At 31.9% G+C, this 16,302-nt stretch carries 15 protein-coding genes; 8 read left to right on the forward strand and 7 right to left on the reverse strand.

All coding sequences use genetic code 11. The annotated features are described in order from the left end of the window. Positions 1–32 precede the first annotated feature (32 nt). The 6 genes from J5E45_RS05245 to J5E45_RS05270 all read left to right on the forward strand — a co-directional run bounded on the left by J5E45_RS05245 (position 33) and on the right by J5E45_RS05270 (position 4,578). The gene (locus J5E45_RS05245) at positions 33–326 is read left to right on the forward strand and encodes a hypothetical protein (RefSeq protein WP_208181735.1); all 294 of its coding nucleotides are present in this window, start codon (positions 33–35) and stop codon (positions 324–326) included. A gap of 90 nt (positions 327–416) precedes the next feature. Continuing rightward, positions 417–1,166 (forward strand): hypothetical protein, encoded by a 750-nt coding sequence (locus tag J5E45_RS05250; RefSeq protein ID WP_208181737.1) that lies wholly within the window; start codon positions 417–419, stop codon positions 1,164–1,166. Positions 1,167–1,186: 20 nt separating this feature from the next. Next, positions 1,187–2,305, forward strand: a complete 1,119-nt coding sequence (locus J5E45_RS05255) for a hypothetical protein (protein WP_052253405.1) — start codon at positions 1,187–1,189, stop codon at positions 2,303–2,305. 590 nt (positions 2,306–2,895) lie between these two features. After that, the gene (locus tag J5E45_RS05260) at positions 2,896–3,309 is read left to right on the forward strand and encodes a CBS domain-containing protein (RefSeq protein ID WP_052253406.1); all 414 of its coding nucleotides are present in this window, start codon (positions 2,896–2,898) and stop codon (positions 3,307–3,309) included. Positions 3,310–3,441: 132 nt separating this feature from the next. Continuing rightward, the gene (locus J5E45_RS05265) at positions 3,442–3,795 is read left to right on the forward strand and encodes a hypothetical protein (protein ID WP_039067229.1); all 354 of its coding nucleotides are present in this window, start codon (positions 3,442–3,444) and stop codon (positions 3,793–3,795) included. 75 nt (positions 3,796–3,870) lie between these two features. Next, entirely contained in the window at positions 3,871–4,578 is a 708-nt protein-coding gene (locus tag J5E45_RS05270) for a peroxiredoxin (protein ID WP_069793265.1), read from the forward strand. 678 nt (positions 4,579–5,256) lie between these two features. Here J5E45_RS05270 and J5E45_RS05275 read toward each other — a convergent pair. Then, positions 5,257–6,984, reverse strand: a complete 1,728-nt coding sequence (locus tag J5E45_RS05275; RefSeq protein ID WP_069793266.1) for a solute:sodium symporter family transporter — start codon at positions 6,982–6,984, stop codon at positions 5,257–5,259. 257 nt (positions 6,985–7,241) lie between these two features. Here J5E45_RS05275 and J5E45_RS05280 point away from each other — a divergent pair, with 257 nt between their 5' ends. After that, on the forward strand, positions 7,242–7,703 hold the full coding sequence (locus J5E45_RS05280; protein WP_069793267.1) for a DUF2243 domain-containing protein: 462 nt from the start codon (positions 7,242–7,244) through the stop codon (positions 7,701–7,703). 3 nt (positions 7,704–7,706) lie between these two features. Then, positions 7,707–8,480 carry a cytochrome c oxidase assembly protein gene (locus J5E45_RS05285; protein WP_039067235.1) on the forward strand — a complete coding sequence of 258 codons (774 nt, stop codon included), beginning with the start codon at positions 7,707–7,709 and terminating at the stop codon, positions 8,478–8,480. A 91-nt stretch (positions 8,481–8,571) separates the two neighbouring features. Here J5E45_RS05285 and J5E45_RS05290 read toward each other — a convergent pair whose 3' ends face one another. The 6 genes from J5E45_RS05290 to mnmG all read right to left on the reverse strand — a co-directional run bounded on the left by J5E45_RS05290 (position 8,572) and on the right by mnmG (position 16,299). Continuing rightward, positions 8,572–9,132, reverse strand: coding sequence for a helix-turn-helix domain-containing protein (locus tag J5E45_RS05290; RefSeq protein ID WP_039067237.1), 561 nt, complete (start codon positions 9,130–9,132; stop codon positions 8,572–8,574). Positions 9,133–9,444: 312 nt separating this feature from the next. Next, positions 9,445–10,803, reverse strand: coding sequence for a glycerol-3-phosphate transporter (gene glpT, locus J5E45_RS05295; RefSeq protein ID WP_208181738.1), 1,359 nt, complete (start codon positions 10,801–10,803; stop codon positions 9,445–9,447). Between the two features lie 264 nt (positions 10,804–11,067). After that, positions 11,068–12,525, reverse strand: a complete 1,458-nt coding sequence (locus J5E45_RS05300; protein ID WP_208181740.1) for a carbon starvation CstA family protein — start codon at positions 12,523–12,525, stop codon at positions 11,068–11,070. A gap of 292 nt (positions 12,526–12,817) precedes the next feature. Then, positions 12,818–13,654, reverse strand: a complete 837-nt coding sequence (locus J5E45_RS05305) for a ParB/RepB/Spo0J family partition protein (RefSeq protein WP_039067241.1) — start codon at positions 13,652–13,654, stop codon at positions 12,818–12,820. Positions 13,655–13,700: 46 nt separating this feature from the next. Further along, positions 13,701–14,420 (reverse strand): 16S rRNA (guanine(527)-N(7))-methyltransferase RsmG, encoded by a 720-nt coding sequence (gene rsmG / locus J5E45_RS05310; RefSeq protein WP_069793271.1) that lies wholly within the window; start codon positions 14,418–14,420, stop codon positions 13,701–13,703. Between the two features lies 1 nt (position 14,421). Beyond that, positions 14,422–16,299, reverse strand: a complete 1,878-nt coding sequence (gene mnmG / locus J5E45_RS05315; RefSeq protein WP_039067244.1) for a tRNA uridine-5-carboxymethylaminomethyl(34) synthesis enzyme MnmG — start codon at positions 16,297–16,299, stop codon at positions 14,422–14,424. Positions 16,300–16,302: the final 3 nt, after the last annotated feature.

Here is a 16,302-nt window from a genome sequence, read left to right on the forward strand (position 1 = left end):
ATATTTTAATTATTAAAAAAGGAGGGAGTAGATTGAAACATATAAAAGTTGGATTAACCGTTGCTCCTAATATGCCAGAAAAATTGACAAATAAATTTATAAATATACTACCAGAACTCTTAGAGAAAAGAATTTCAGGAGTTAGCTTCGAATTTAAAGTAGAGTCAAATACAGTGGTAGGTAGCGCTGAATATGTAGATAGATGCATTGATTACGCATATAAACGTAAAGAAAAAAGTGAATTAGACTATTCTATATGTGTTACTGATTTACCAAGCTTTTCTAATAATAAAAGCGTTATATCAGATGTTAATTTTGAGAAATAAACCGCACTTATTTCTTTACCTGCGTTAGGGATCTATAGATTAAAACGTAAACTACGCTCCACAATTATGGATGTCATAATAGACATGTATATGAATTCTGAACATAAAACTTCTCCTTTAAAAAAATTGTCTTCTTTAAAAGTTAATGAAGTAACTCCTCAAGAGAAAACTACAACTAACCACAGATATGTTTATAGTTCTACCATTCTAGGTGTTTTGAAAATAATTTTAGGTATGACATATGCAAATGAGCCATGGAAAGCAATTATTTCTTTCAAAAAGATAATTGCTCTCGGGGTAGCAACGGGCACTTATATTTCTATATTTTCTACGCCTTGGCAATTAAGCCTAGTCTATGAATGGCAAAGATTTATACTGCTTATGACGCTTTCGCTAATAGGAATGATTGGCTGGTTAGTTTACGCTCACAATTTTTGGGAATTCCCTTCTTCAGCAACAGAAAAAAAATACCGGTATCTTTATAACATTACTACATTGTTAACTATGTTTTGTTTATTCCTTTTAAGTTATATTATTCTTTTTCTGTTATTACTAACTAGCATAATTTTCTTTGTACCTGACGATTTATTTAAAAATTGGGGAAACGCAACAGAAAGTTATTCAGTAAGCAATTATTTACGTTTAAGTTGGTTCATATCCTCTGCTGGTCTTTTAGCAGGTGCATTAGGCTCCGTTATGGAAGGAGAAAATACGATGAAAGAGATTACTTATACAAGCCGACAAAGAGGGCGTAAGCAAAGAATTCAACGCCAATTAGAAAAAGAGGAAACATCATTAAAAACTGAAAAACAAAAAAAAACGCATAAAATCAAAACATAAAATCTGAAGGAGTAATTACAATGAAGAAAAAAGTCGGTATACTGACAGCCCCTGATTTAGCAAAAAAGCTAGCAGATAAGTATTATGAAACGCTTCCTAGTTTGCTCTCTTCACAATTTGATTCATCAATAGAATGGGAAGTAGAAGTGATAAAAGATTCTATAACAGGCGCAGCAAAAAATTTTATTGATTTATATACAAACACTGAAAGTTATGCAAAAGAAAATAACTGGTCATATGTAATCAACTTAACTGATTTACCTATACTTGATGAAAAAAAAGTTATAGCTGCTGATATTAACAAGAAAAGTAAAACAATTTTGCTCTCTGTTTCTGCTTTTGGGTGGGGATCTATACGTAAAAGAGTAGAGCGTGCTATATTATACGCTATGAAAGAAGTTTACTATCTCAGTAATGATAATAATCAACAGGGTAACGAATACAATAACAAATATTATAGTCAAAACGCTTTTCCATCTAAACGACTACAAAGAAAAACTGTCTATATAGAGGACACTGATTCTTATCATATTCGTTATTTAATATTCCCTTCTTTTATCGGTAAATTACAATTAGTTTCTGGCATGGTCTCAGTTAACAAACCTTTAAACATGATGAAAACTCTTACGAGTTCACTTGCTTTATCTTTTACCACAGGTGCTTTTGGCTTAATTTTCACAACACTGTGGCAATTAAGTTATATTTTTTCAGAATTACGTTTATTATCTCTTTCTTTTGCATCTATATTTGCAATGTTGATATGGATTATTTTAGCTCATCAATTATGGGACATCCCTGCTGGAAAAGGAGAAAAACACATTTCTAAACTATATAATTTTACGACGCTAATTACACTTTTCATATCAGTATCGATTTACTATATAACTTTATTTATTTTATTTTTAATAACTTGTTTAACCATTTTGCCTGCTGATTTTGTAGGAAAAACAATAGGAACTTCAGGACCTGCAGATTTTATACAATATATAGAAATTGCTTGGCTTGCTGCTTCTATTGCTACAGTAGCTGGCGCAGTAGGAGTAGGTTTAACAAATGAGAAGTTAGTAAAAGAGAGTACCTTTAGTTACAGACAACAATCTAGATACGAAAATATCGTTAACAAAAAGTCTGAAAAATAAAATCCTATAAAATTAAGCATAAATTCTTACTATTACTTTAATTAACCAATAAGCTAGCTAAAACAATTATATTTTATCGTTAAACTCATTTCTCTGCTTTCTAATATTATTGAAACTTGTGATGCCCAAAAAGTAATGCGCTATCTTGTTTTATACCATTCATAATTTTCTATATTATTAAATTTTGAATATAAATATACTGTAAGTTATTTCACCCTTAACTTTAAATGTTTAATAAAATAATTGTTGGGAATATTAATAAAGTAGTGAAATATTATTTTTTTAAAAACCTCAAAGGAGGGAATTTAAAATGATTAATACTTCTTATAAAACGAGTAATAAAACACCTATATAGCGTATGATAAATTAAACAATTTAATCATTGATATAATTAATAAACAAAATTTTACGTTCTTTATAGTAAAAACTACCTAGAATCCCCTTTTTTCAGCATTGACTGTCCCCATTAAATTTAAGCACACCTACTACCTAGCCTAACGACTAAGTATTTGTAAGAAAATTTCCAGACTATTTTCATACAAATACTTTTTATTTACCTATCTACTTTTAAGATTGGAGTGAAACTATTAATGGTGCAATTAAAAGATTGTTTAACACGTGAAATCGTTACTTCTGACGTAGAGGAAAATTTAACATCTATAGCGGAAAAAATGGCCGAAACAGCAGTCGGTTTTTTACCAATACTTCAACACACTAATTATGTCGGCGTCATAACAGATAGAGATATAGTTGTGAAAGGACTAGCAAACAATCAAACAAAAGCTGGAGACATCATGACGACAAATATTGTAACTGCTAATTCTGAGATGACTATTAAAGAAGCAGTATCATTAATGAAAGAGCATCGTATATACCGTTTACTAGTAGTAGACGATTATAAAATACAAGGCATAGTAACTTTAGGTGACTTAGGTGTAGAAAATGCTACACAATGGATTGGACAAACAGTAAGCGAAATATCTAAGGAACAAGATAATAATTAGCTATTAATTTATTAATCCTTAAGAGTCGCAAACATTTTGTGACTCTTTTTTAAAATTACTTATACTTGCCTACAATCGCGTAATCCAAATAATTTTTGAGAGTTAAACTATTAAATATTTAGAGGTGATTCTATGAAAATAGAAGATTGCATAGAAAATTTTATTCTCAGTATTAACGAAAAAAATTCCCAATTGTTTTGCAATTTATTAGGACCTAAAGAGCTCTCCAAATTAAGAAAAAAATTATATATAAACAGAAATTATATAAGTATTAATAGATATGTAAAAGAAAGATATTTGGAAAAACTGTCTCGTTTAGTTTCTCCACTTTATTCCTATGAGTATTTTAAGAGAGGAAACAAGTATATTGTGAAATATAAATTTGCCAGAAATAAATCTTATTTCATAACTGAATTCAATGTTTCAGAAAGTGAAAATGATTCCTTGATCAGTTTAAATATTACTAAAATACAGGCTAAAATATAAAGCTTTAGCCCCTCTTCAAGTGGTCCCAAAATCACCTACGTTTTTTACAATTTGAATCGAAATGAGGTTAGTGTTATGAGTTTTGAAAATGAAACAAGTTACGATATAAACAACTTACCTAGTATTGGTCAACAAGCGCCCCATTTTAAAGGACTGTCTACTCAAGGAGACATAACTTTAGACGACTATAAAGGGCAATGGATGCTATTATTTGCATACCCTTCTGACTTTTCTCCGGTATCCACTTCTGAGTTTATAACATTACAAGAAAATTATGAGGAACTTAAAGATTTACAAATATCTGTTGTAGGTTTAAGTGTGGATAGTATTGCTTCACATATAGCTTGGTTAACAAGTATAGAATCATCTTTTAATACAAATATAGAGTTTCCACTTATTGCTGACTCAAGTAAACAGATTTCAAAAAATTATGGGATATTATCTAAAGAAGATGACAACCAATCAGCTACTCGTGCAGTATTGATTATTGATGATAATTTAGTTGTACGTTCAATTATGTATTACCCTGCAGCTATAGGACGCAATGTAAAGGAAATCATACGTATGGTAAAAGCAATAAAAACATCCGATGAAAATGATGCAATCACCCCTGAAAATTGGCAACCAGGAGACAAAGTGTTAGCCTTACCTCCTTCTAATGTTAAAGATGCCAAAGGACGTGTGAAGGGCGATAACTATAAATGTAAAACTTGGTATTACTGCGAAAAAGATATTGAACATAAAACCAAAAAAATTTATAATGCTTTTTTACAAGACGAATAGTAGCCTAATACACTGCCCTCACAGAAATTAAATAATAAAATCATACTAAGATTAGCTATGAAAAAATCTCTGACTATGGTATAAACATCAATTTCTATTGAGCTTATATATGAACTGATCCCAATTAGTGAGACTAAAATTAAAACGCCTCCGTATTATACATTTTAAATGAATAATACGGAGGTATTTTTTTATGCGCAGAGTTGCTCATTCAATAGAAATTAAAAGCAAAGCTATCGATTAACTTGAGATTTGAAGTATTTCCAATTATAATTCTTCATTCATTTTTTGTTTGTTTTCGGATAAAATTTCAAGCATTGATTTCCCAATGAACAATTTAAATAATCATTGAAATCATATAACTCAAAATTTCTTTTGAGTCCTTATCTTTTATTTCGCTAAGCATATCTTTTAAAACCTAGTCGTGAACGATTTTGTAACGCGCTGATACCCGGGGGATATTATGAGTGAAAGAATACGAATCGAACCACATCGCAAGCAAGCATGTACGGTCAAAAACATAAGATTTTTATATAAAAAGGACTAATCCATTTTTAATACACATTAGTTTTTATTTTGAAAATGAGGACTTATGTCTTAAGCTTTTCTTTTTATTAAGCATGAATAAAGATAAGTTGTATGAACAGATAAATAGATTATTTTAATTGGGTATCGCTTTTATTTATATGAATACTTTTTCTTCCAGCTTTTAACCGCAATAAATGATAATAGCGTCGTACAAATAATTAATACTATAGTAAATGGCCAAAACCATACAGATACAATACTGTCTTCTACAGCTAAACCAATTTTAGAAAATAGACCAAATGTAAAAACAATACTTCCTAATAAACAAATTGAAACTGGCAACGCGTATTTCCATGGTGTTAAATTAACAACAGCTTTGTCTTGGAAAGTAAAAGGAATCTTTAACGGTCTTATTTTGCCTAAAATCAATAAAAATAGTACTTCTATTAAGAAAAGTAGACCTTGAATATGAATAAAGTTAATAGGTATCATTACATTAAAAATTGTTGGTAAGCCCCACATTAACATATAATAAATCACCACATGCGAGATAATAACGATTTTAGCTCCAACTGCTGGAACAGTTTTTGAAAATATACCCACTAACACAATTACTATAATTGGTATATTAAAAAAGCCTGTAAATTCTCTAATAATCGTCCACAAACCATCTGGAGCATACAGTAATAATGGAGAAATAAAGAAGGTCAATAAAGACAATATAACGCCAAACCATTGGCTCACTCTTATCATTTCTTGGTCATTTGCTTTTTTATTCAGCACAACTTTATAAATATCGTAACAGAACATTGTTGCAGCACTGTTTAACAATGAATTGAAACTAGAAAAAACTGCTCCTAATAATACAGCTAAAAAGAACCCATTTAAAAACGTAGGGAAAACATCATTGATTAGTGCTGGATAAGCTAAATCCATAGTTTTTAACTTAGGGCCATAGAGATGATAGGCTATTATACCAGGAATCATCATTAAAAATGGGACTAGTATTTTTAAAAAACCTGTAAACAAGGCGCCTTTTTGACCTTCAGCAAGACTTTTAGCACCTAACGTTCGTTGAATAACATATTGATTAGTGCCCCAATAAAACAAATTAGCGAATAGCATGCCAGTAAATATCGTTCCAAAAGGTACACCATCTTTGCTAGATCCAATAGAATTTAGTTTTTCTGGATGTTCTGTCACTACTGTTTTTATACCTATAAAAAAATCACCATTTCCTAATGCTATAAAACCTAATATAGGTACAATTAGGCCAACAATCAATAAACCAATGCCATTGATGGTATCTGAAATAGCGACCGCGCGTAAGCCTCCAAATATAGCATAAATAGAACCTATAATGCCTATCGTCCAAACTGACAACCACATAGCTTGCTCAAATGTAATACCTAACATATTAGGTATATCAAACACCTGTAATACGGCTATAGCTCCTGAATATAGAACTGATGGAATCGTAATAAGTCCATAGCCAAGCATAAATAATAACACAACAAGCAATCTTGTCCCTTGATCAAATCTGTCATTTAAAAACTCTGGTAATGTTGTAAACGCGCCTTTTAAATAACGTGGTAAAAGTACAAGCGCTAAAATAATAACAGAAAAACCTGCTGTGACTTCCCAAGCCATATTAGTTAAATTAGCACTATACGCTTGACCATTTAAACCAATTAATTGTTCTGCAGATAAGTTTGTCAATACTAAAGAGCCTGCTATAAAGCTACCTGTTAATCCTCGTCCTGCTAAAAAATATCCCGTTGAGTCATTTACTTTATTTTTAGTTTTATGATAAGCATACCAAGCAACAAACGCCATAAAACCAGCACAAGAAAAAAGCGTAAAAAAAGTTTCTCCCATAATTGTCCCCCCCATATTAGAAAATTTCAGCTATTAAAATTTATTAATTAAATAATTCTTCGAGTAACAAATTCTCTATTTTCCTACGTCTTTTCCCTTTTTAAGTAAATTTAACTTCAAAATATAAAGAAAATTTATTTTTTTGGTATCGAATATAATTAGAATTTAATAAAACAATACGTGATGTTTATTAACATAAAAACAGGGGAGTTGATAATTATTGAAAATAAATAATATTTAGAAAGGCGTGTTAAAATATGAAACAGTTAATTGCTCATCCACAGCGTAACTTATGGTCCGGTATTCTATTTGGCCTAGGCGTTGCAGCTTTTATTGATGAAGTAGTGTTTCATCAGCTTTTAGCTTGGCATCATTTTTATGACAAATCATCTATGGCTATAGGCTTGGTATCAGATGGGTTGTTTCATGCGTTTAGTTGGTTTGCAACGGTTGCCAGTCTATTTTTATTAGCAGATATTAAAAGAAGAAATTCATTTTGGGTAAAAAGATGGGTGAGCGGTATGTTGTTAGGTCTTGGATTCTTCCAATTATATGACGGCCTTATCCAACATAAAATATTTCAAATACATCAGATTCGTTACGAAGTTAATGTACTCCCTTACGATATAGTTTGGAATGCCATTGCTGTTATTATTCTAATTGTTGGGTTTATTGTCTTTATACAAACTCAAAAATATATAAGAAGAAAAAGAGGATAAAATATGCATAATCACCTACAACCAGAAATTATTTATTTTGAAGTGCTTACCGTGTGTTTTTTAGTTTTATTTTTTCTTCTCTATTTCTTTGCTGCAATAATAACTAATAAAAAATTTAGCAAATGGCCATGGCATCGTTATGTCTTTTGGAGTTTAGGTATTTTTTGTATAGGTACTGCTTTGGCAGGACCGTTAGCATCTTATGCTCACATGAGCTTTATTGGTCATATGATTGGACACCTATTACTCGGTATGCTCAGTCCGCTTCTCTTAGCACTTGCTAAGCCTATGACACTGTTACTACGATCACTGAACGTGCCAACTGCCAGAAGCCTTACATCTATATTAAAAAGCCGCTTATTAAAATTTTTAACTCATCCTATTACAGCTACTACACTCAATATTGGTGGGTTATGGTTACTTTATACCACACCGCTTTTTCATTTAATGCATCAATCTATATTTCTCTATGCATTTGTGCACTTGCATGTATTTTTGGCAGGTTATCTATTCACTATTTCTATTATTTATTTAGATATAACGCCTCATCAATATAGTCACTTATATCGTTCTTTGATATTGATTATAGCTCTAGCAGCCCATAAAATTTTATCTAAATATATTTATGCTTTCCCAACATCCGGCGTACCTAGACCAGAAGCAGAAGCGGGAAGCATATGGATGTATTATGGTGGTGATATTGTTGATTTAGTATTAATTATTATTCTTTGTTATCAATGGTATAAAGCAACAACGCCACGTGCTACAACGTCTTGAAAACCTTTTTAATTATGTAATTATATTAAAGAAATGAAATTATTAATTTATAACTTTTACATTTTTAAAACCAATATTATTTTATTACTTATCATTTAAAAATATAGATACTTATTAGTAAAATTATTAAAAATACACCTACAAATAATATAAAGCTATACAAAAATGTGGCTATATTTCTTAGTTTAGTAGTCTTGATTTCATTTGGGTCGTTACCTTTCATAAATGCGACGATACGGTCATAAGTTTGTATATTGTAAGATTTCTTCATAATATCTAATTTAATAGAAGAAAACATACCGATACCTAATAATATAACTTCAATTATAATTCCTATTGATTCCCAATAATAAAGAGCTGGGCCAATTAAAATTGAAGCCATTAGCATTGGCCATATCATTAAATGTGTCCACAAGTTAAACCGGGCTTTTTTCAATTTTTGTTCCATAATCTCTACATCTCCTTTAACTAAAGCATCTAAAGAAACATCGAACAATGAACTAAGCATTAATAAATTATGCACGTCAGGATAACTCTTATCATTTTCCCAGTTTGATATTGTTTGTCGTGAAACATATAATTTATTAGCTAAATCTTCTTGAGAGAGTTGGTCACGGCGACGGAAATATTTGATTTGATAACCTAAGTTCATTGCTTTTGCTCCTTCTATTAGAGATTAAGATAAAACACATTATTAGACTATCAAAGTTCTTTAATATCTGCATAATTTTCTTTGTCTAAATACTTTTACATCCTACTATAACAACTTTTTTAAACCTACCTCTAGACGGAACGACAAAAAAGGACGAGATTGAAACTAGTATAGTTTCATATCTCCGTCCTCATGATAATCATATATTTTCATATTAAGTAATCGTTTAACTTTTAAATTTTGATAACTGCATTCATTAATTTAAAATCCATTCACATCTATACAATTAAATTATTGATATAGCTAACTCAATTAATGTAGTTCTTCTTGACCACGTTTATTCCAAGTAAGTAAGAAACTGAGCATTGCTAATATACTAATCACTGTCAATAATACAAAACCAATATCCCAACCAAAATGTTGCACTACAAAACCTAATACGATATTAGCCATCACAGCTCCAAATAAATAACCAAACAAGCCTGTTAAACCTGCTGCAGTTCCTGCTGCTTTCTTAGGAACATAATCCAAAGCTTGTAAGCCAATTAACATCACAGGTCCATATATAAGGAATCCAATGGCAACAAGTGAGACATTATCTAACCAAGCATTGCCTGGAGGATTTAACCAATATATAAGTACAAATATTGTTACACCTAACATAAAGAAGAACCCTGCTGGGCCACGGCGTCCCTTAAATAATTTATCAGATAAATAACCACATAATAATGTGCCTGGGATACCCGCCCATTCATATAGGAAGTAAGCCCAACCGGACTCACTTAGGTTAAACTGTTTCTCTTCACTTAAATATGTAGGCGCCCAATCTAACACACCATAACGTACAAAATAGACAAATATATTAGCAAAAGCAATTGCCCAAACCCATTTATTATTCAGAACATATTTGAATAAAATTTCTTTCGTAGTTAATTCTGTTTCGAATGTTTGCTTAGATGATGTGGAATAATCATTATTATAATGTTCAATTGGTGGCAAACCTTGTGATTGAGGTGTATCTCTAATTAAACAGTATGAAATAATCGCAATAATGATAGCTAATATTGCTGGATAAATAAATACGCCTTCAAAACCTTTTAAGTAACCAAAATTATATAGTGCTGTCATGGAAATACCCCATGTCGCTATAGGAGCCATTAACCCGCCACCAACATTATGAGCTACATTCCATATTGAAGTCTTACTACCACGTTCACTGACACTATACCAATGGACAAGAACACGACCTGAAGGTGGCCATCCCATACCTTGGAACCATCCATTTAAAAATAGTAATACAAACATAATTGTAATACTAGATGTAAAGAAAGGCACAAAACCAAGTAATAAATTCACAATCGCCGTTAGTATTAAACCTAAAGTTAAAAATATTCGAGCATTACTACGATCACTAATGGTGCCCATTACAAACTTACTAAAACCATAAGCAATCGAAATGGCTGAAAGTGCAATACCAAGTTCACCTTTACTGAAGCCGTCCTCGATTAATGATGGCATTGCTAATGAAAAGTTTTTCCGTAATAAATAATAACCTGCATAGCCTATGAAGATACCTAAAAACACTTGAAAACGTAGTTTCTTATAAGTATTATCAACTTGATTCTTTGGCAATGGTTCTATGTGTTTTGCCGGTTTCAAAAATTGAAGCATTGAATCACTCCTGACTTTATATAATTTTGATATATGAATTATAAAATATCATCATTATATTATATTCAAAAATGAAATATAGCAAGGCGTTTTGCAAATCTTTTATAAAATAGATAATTGTTTATAAATAGTTGGATATTAGAAAAAGCGAGAATGCAAAATTAAAAATTTATATGCTCGCTTTTTCTATAAATAATTATAATGCTTTGGTATTAACTTTTTAATAAAGTGTTAGCTTTATTAAATACATTTTATTGATTTATATTACGTTACTTGTTGTTGTTGATATGGGATAGGATGATCTAATTCAAATTGAGCGCCGGCAGTAATTTTCTTATATTGATAACTAAAGTAAGCAACCCATAATATGGTCAACACTAACGCGATTATATAACTTAAATTAAGGTCTAAACCTAAACCAATTTTCTGACTTAAAATATAGGTGAATATATTCCAAGTCATAAATACAGCTGGTATCGCTGCAACCCAAAAATTCTTTTTCGCTATTAATAAATACATGGCGCCCACCCATAATGCCACTACAGCAGTGGTTTGGTTAGCCCAAGAGAAATATCGCCATAAAACTGTGAAGTCAACTTGTGTTAACCCGAAACTTATAACAAATAATGGTGCAGCAACTATAATTCTTTTTACAATACTGCGCTGTCCATAATTCAAATAATCTGCAATAATCATTCTTGCACTACGGAAAGATGTATCACCACTTGTTATCGGTAATATGATAACACCTAATACAGCAATTGTACCGAAGACAGAACCTAATAATAGATGCGAAGCTTGACTAACTACCAATGCTGCTTCACCACGCGCTAACACATCATTTAAGCCATTATAGCCATTAAATAGACTCATTCCAGCTGCTGCCCATATCATTGCAATAATACCTTCTGCAATCATCATACCGTAAAAAATGAAACGACCATTCTTTTCTTTATTAGTTGTTCTTGAAATAATCGGTGTTTGAGTCGCATGAAAACCAGATAATGCCCCACAAGTAATGGTAAAGAATAATAATGGAAAAATAGATGCGCCATCAGGGTGCATATTCTTTAAACTTAACTCTGGAATAGGAGCACCTGTTTGAATAAGACGGAATCCAATGCCTACTGCGCTTACTAAGAGTAAAGCACCGAATATTGGATATATACGACCAATTATTTTATCTATTGGTAAGATTGTGGATAGTACATAATATATAAAAATAACAAATATAATAATACCTAGAGCAATGCGGCCGTCCAATAAATTATGTAGGAGTAGGGCTGGACTTGTTACAAAAACTGTACCTGTTAACAACAATAATAAAATTGAAAATATATTAACAAAATGTTTCATAACTTGTCCTAAAAATTTACCTGCAAGCTCGGGTAAATGCGCCCCTTTGTTTCTTATAGAAATCATTCCAGTTAAATAATCATGCACAGCGCCTGCAAATATACAACCAAACACAATCCAAATAAATGCTACTGGACCATATAACGCTCCCATAATTGGACCAAATATAGGACCAACTCCTGCAATATTCAATAATTGGATGAGTGAATTAGACGATGTCTTCATAGGTAAATAATCTACGTTATCCCTTTGATGATAAGCTGGCGTAGGTCGTTCTTCTTTTGTTCCGAACATTTTATCGATATATTTCCCATAAGTGAAATACCCAATAATAAGTATAATAATAGAAACTATAAATGTAATCATGTTACCATTCCCCCTTAAGATAACGTGAAAGCGTTTTCTTAATTTAATCATAAATAGTAATTTTCCACAATATTCTGCTGTTTTTTTATTCTAATTTAATTCATAGGAATTGGTAATATTATTATATTAAGTACAATAAACGTTCACTTAATTCCCTCTAATTTTTAGAGCATTCAGCGAAGGTAACAGGGCTTCTAGTTTTTGATTATACTAAAATGCTATTGTTGTTAAATTAAAGCTACTCAATAAATAGTTAAAGGCCGAGACATCCATTGTCTCGGCCTTTTCAACTCTAATATTTATATAATTTAATTTTAATTTCATAGTAATCATCGTGATCTTTAGCTTGATGTTCAAATTTAATACCACTTTTTTCAATGGATTCTAAACTTTGACCAACTGCTTCTCGCGCATCAGTTAAATCTTTTTCGAACTCAAACCTACGAGCTTTCACCTTTTCAGGGCCAAGCTTTTGCTTAACTCGTGTTTCTGTTTGTTTAACATTTAGTTTTTGGCTAATAACTGTTTCAACCAAGTCAACTTGATCTTCTTCTGATAAACTTAACATTGCACGTGCATGACGCTCTGTAATCTTACCTTCACGTAGACGCTCTATTACTTTAGGCGCTAGTTTTAATAGTCTTAATTTATTTGCTATAAAACTTTGGCTTTTACCAACACTTTTAGCTAATTCACTTTGTGTAGTATCACCAATATCTAAAAGCTTTTTATATGCTTCCGCTTCTTCTATGACAGATAGATTTTCACGTTGAATATTTTCAATTAATGCTACTACAGCTGTTTCTTCATCATCTAAATATCTGATAATCACATCGGCATGTGTTTTATTGAGTGTTTGTAGGGCTCTGAATCTACGCTCACCAGCGATAATTTCAAACATATCTTCTTCAATTGGGCGTACTACAATCGGTTGTAGCAAACCATGTTCTTCTATAGATTCTGCAAGTTCTTTAATCTTATTTGGCTCAAATACTTGTCTTGGTTGATAACGGTTTGGCACAATGCGTTCGGTATGAATAGATTCAACGTTATTATGATCCTCTTCAATATAACCAACAATGTCATCTTTGTTCTTTAAACCAAATAATTTAGAAAAAGGTTTCTTCATTTATTATGCGCTCCCTCTAAACTAATTGTATTGAATTGAATTCTTTCTATTTTTCAAGTAACGGTGACTTATTCGGTGTTCCTGGTTTTCTTGGATATTTCTTAGGTGTTTGGCTTCTTTTATCAATGATAATCATCTGTCTTTCACCTGCGTTTTCAGGTAATTCGTATGAAATGGTATCCAAAACTTTACCACCTAGGACACCTATACCAAAACGTGCTTCTTCCAATTCTTCTTCACCTTTAGAAGATTTTAAAGCAATAAATTGCCCACCTTTTTTAACTAATGGAATACACAATTCACTTAATACTGAGAGTCTCGCAACGGCACGAGCAGTCACAATATCATAAGACTCCCTGTAGTCTCCCTTGCCATACGTTTCAGCACGGTCATGTACAAAACTAACATTCTCTAAATCTAAAGCATCTGCCAATTGATTTAAAAAATGTATTCGCTTATTCAATGAATCTACAATCGTAACTTTTAAATTTGGAAAAATAATTTTTAAAGGAATGCTAGGAAAACCAGCACCAGCACCTATGTCACATATTGTTAATTCTTTAGTTAAATCCGTATAAAAACTTGCCGCAATTGAATCATAAAAATGTTTCAAATATACTTCATGTTCCTCTGTAATGCTTGTTAGATTCATTTTTTCGTTCCACTCTACAAGCATTTGATAATACGTTTGAAACTGTTGTTGTTGTTTGTCTGAAAGTTCAATTCCATGTGTACTGAGTTGCTTAGTTAACCATGTTTCACTCATTTTAATTATTCACCCTTTGAATTTTACCTTGTTCAAGAAATACAAGTAAGATTGAAATATCAGCTGGATTCACACCTGAAATACGAGAAGCTTGTGCAATATTTAAAGGCTTAACTTCTGCTAATTTTTCTCTTGCTTCCGTAGCTAAACTATCTACTTTGCTATAATCTAAATCCTCTGGAATTTTCTTCTCTTCCATACGTTTAACTTTTTCAACTTGTTGTAATGACTTATTGATATAACCTTCATATTTTGTTTGAATTTCAACTTGTTCTTCAACATCTGACGGTAATTGATGTGCTTCATCCAAGATTTCAAGGATTAAATCATAAGTCATTTCTGGACGGCGTAGTAATTCTAAAGCTAATATGCCATCTTTTAGACGTGAACCGCCTTGTGCTTCAATAATTGCTTGTACACGTTCATTTGGTTTAACACGAATGCCCTGTAGACGTTCTTGTTCTGCTTTAATCATGTCGCGTTTTTCATTGAAGCGTGCATAACGTTCTTCAGAAACCATACCTAATTCATAACCTAAATCTGTTAAACGTAAATCAGCATTGTCATGTCTTAATAGTAAGCGATATTCTGCACGAGAAGTTAATAAACGATAAGGTTCGTTCGTACCTTTAGTAATAAGATCGTCTATAAGTACACCGATATAAGCATCAGAACGACTTAAGATGACTTCTTCTTTACCTTGGACTCTAGCTGCTGCATTAATACCTGCCATAATACCTTGGCCGGCCGCTTCTTCATAACCAGAAGTCCCATTAATTTGACCAGCTGTATATAAGTTTTTTATTTTTTTAGTTTCAAGTGTTGGCCATAATTGTGTAGGTACTAACGCATCATATTCAATTGCGTAACCAGCACGCATCATGTCCGCTTTTTCTAAGCCAGGAATAGTTTCTAACATTTGACGTTGTACATGTTCTGGTAAACTTGTTGATAAACCTTGAACATAAACTTCATTTGTATTTCTACCTTCTGGTTCTAAGAATAACTGATGACGTGGTTTATCATTGAAACGAACAAACTTATCTTCAATTGAAGGACAGTATCTTGGTCCAGTACCTTTAATCATACCAGAGTACATAGCTGATAAATGTAGGTTGTCATCAATCACTTGATGTGTATCACCATTTGTATATGTTAACCAACATGGTAATTGATCTAAAATATACTCTGTTGTCTCAAAACTAAATGCTCTACCAACATCATCGCCTGGTTGAATTTCTGTTTTAGAGTAATCAATTGTTTTTGCATTAACACGTGGAGGTGTTCCTGTTTTGAATCTAACTACATCAAATCCCAGACCTCTTAAGTTATCAGCAAGTGAAATAGATGGTAATTGGTGGTTTGGACCACTAGAATACTTCATGTTTCCTAGTATAATTTCGCCACGTAAGAACGTACCTGTTGTAATGATTACTGCCTCTGACCAGTATTCTGTTCCAATATTAGTACGTACACCTTTAATCACATCGTCTTCAATAATTAAGTCGTCTACCATGCCTTGCATAATATCAAGGTTGTCTTCATCTTCAATTACTTTCTTCATTTCTTGTTGATATAAGACTTTATCAGCTTGAGCACGTAACGCTCTAACCGCTGGACCTTTACCAGTGTTTAACATACGCATTTGAATGTGTGTTTTATCAATTGTCTTGGCCATTTGACCGCCTAATGCGTCAATTTCACGTACAACAATACCTTTTGCTGGGCCACCAACTGATGGGTTACATGGCATAAACGCGATGTTATCTAGGTTAATTGTTAACATTAACGTTTTAGCACCACGTCTCGCTGAAGCAAGCCCTGCTTCAATACCAGCATGCCCGGCTCCTATTACTATTACATCATATTCTTGAGCCATAAT

It is taken from the genome of Staphylococcus shinii (genome assembly GCF_017583065.1).
In the GTDB taxonomy this organism is placed as follows: Bacteria; Bacillota; Bacilli; order Staphylococcales; family Staphylococcaceae; genus Staphylococcus; species Staphylococcus shinii.

Bases quoted from the DNA above. Each gene is read 5' to 3' on its own strand.
- J5E45_RS05290 (WP_039067237.1), bottom strand. From the start codon at position 9,132: ATGAACTTAGGTTATCAAATCAAATATTTCCGTCGCCGTGACCAACTC.
- J5E45_RS05255 (WP_052253405.1), top strand. From the start codon at position 1,187: ATGAAGAAAAAAGTCGGTATACTGACAGCCCCTGATTTAGCAAAAAAG.
- mnmG (WP_039067244.1), bottom strand. From the start codon at position 16,299: ATGGCTCAAGAATATGATGTAATAGTAATAGGAGCCGGGCATGCTGGT.
- J5E45_RS05275 (WP_069793266.1), bottom strand. From the start codon at position 6,984: ATGGGAGAAACTTTTTTTACGCTTTTTTCTTGTGCTGGTTTTATGGCG.
- J5E45_RS05260 (WP_052253406.1), top strand. From the start codon at position 2,896: ATGGTGCAATTAAAAGATTGTTTAACACGTGAAATCGTTACTTCTGAC.
- rsmG (WP_069793271.1), bottom strand. From the start codon at position 14,420: ATGAGTGAAACATGGTTAACTAAGCAACTCAGTACACATGGAATTGAA.
- J5E45_RS05250 (WP_208181737.1), top strand. From the start codon at position 417: ATGAATTCTGAACATAAAACTTCTCCTTTAAAAAAATTGTCTTCTTTA.
- J5E45_RS05285 (WP_039067235.1), top strand. From the start codon at position 7,707: ATGCATAATCACCTACAACCAGAAATTATTTATTTTGAAGTGCTTACC.
- glpT (WP_208181738.1), bottom strand. From the start codon at position 10,803: ATGCTTCAATTTTTGAAACCGGCAAAACACATAGAACCATTGCCAAAG.
- J5E45_RS05265 (WP_039067229.1), top strand. From the start codon at position 3,442: ATGAAAATAGAAGATTGCATAGAAAATTTTATTCTCAGTATTAACGAA.
- J5E45_RS05270 (WP_069793265.1), top strand. From the start codon at position 3,871: ATGAGTTTTGAAAATGAAACAAGTTACGATATAAACAACTTACCTAGT.
- J5E45_RS05280 (WP_069793267.1), top strand. From the start codon at position 7,242: ATGAAACAGTTAATTGCTCATCCACAGCGTAACTTATGGTCCGGTATT.
- J5E45_RS05300 (WP_208181740.1), bottom strand. From the start codon at position 12,525: ATGATTACATTTATAGTTTCTATTATTATACTTATTATTGGGTATTTC.
- J5E45_RS05305 (WP_039067241.1), bottom strand. From the start codon at position 13,654: ATGAAGAAACCTTTTTCTAAATTATTTGGTTTAAAGAACAAAGATGAC.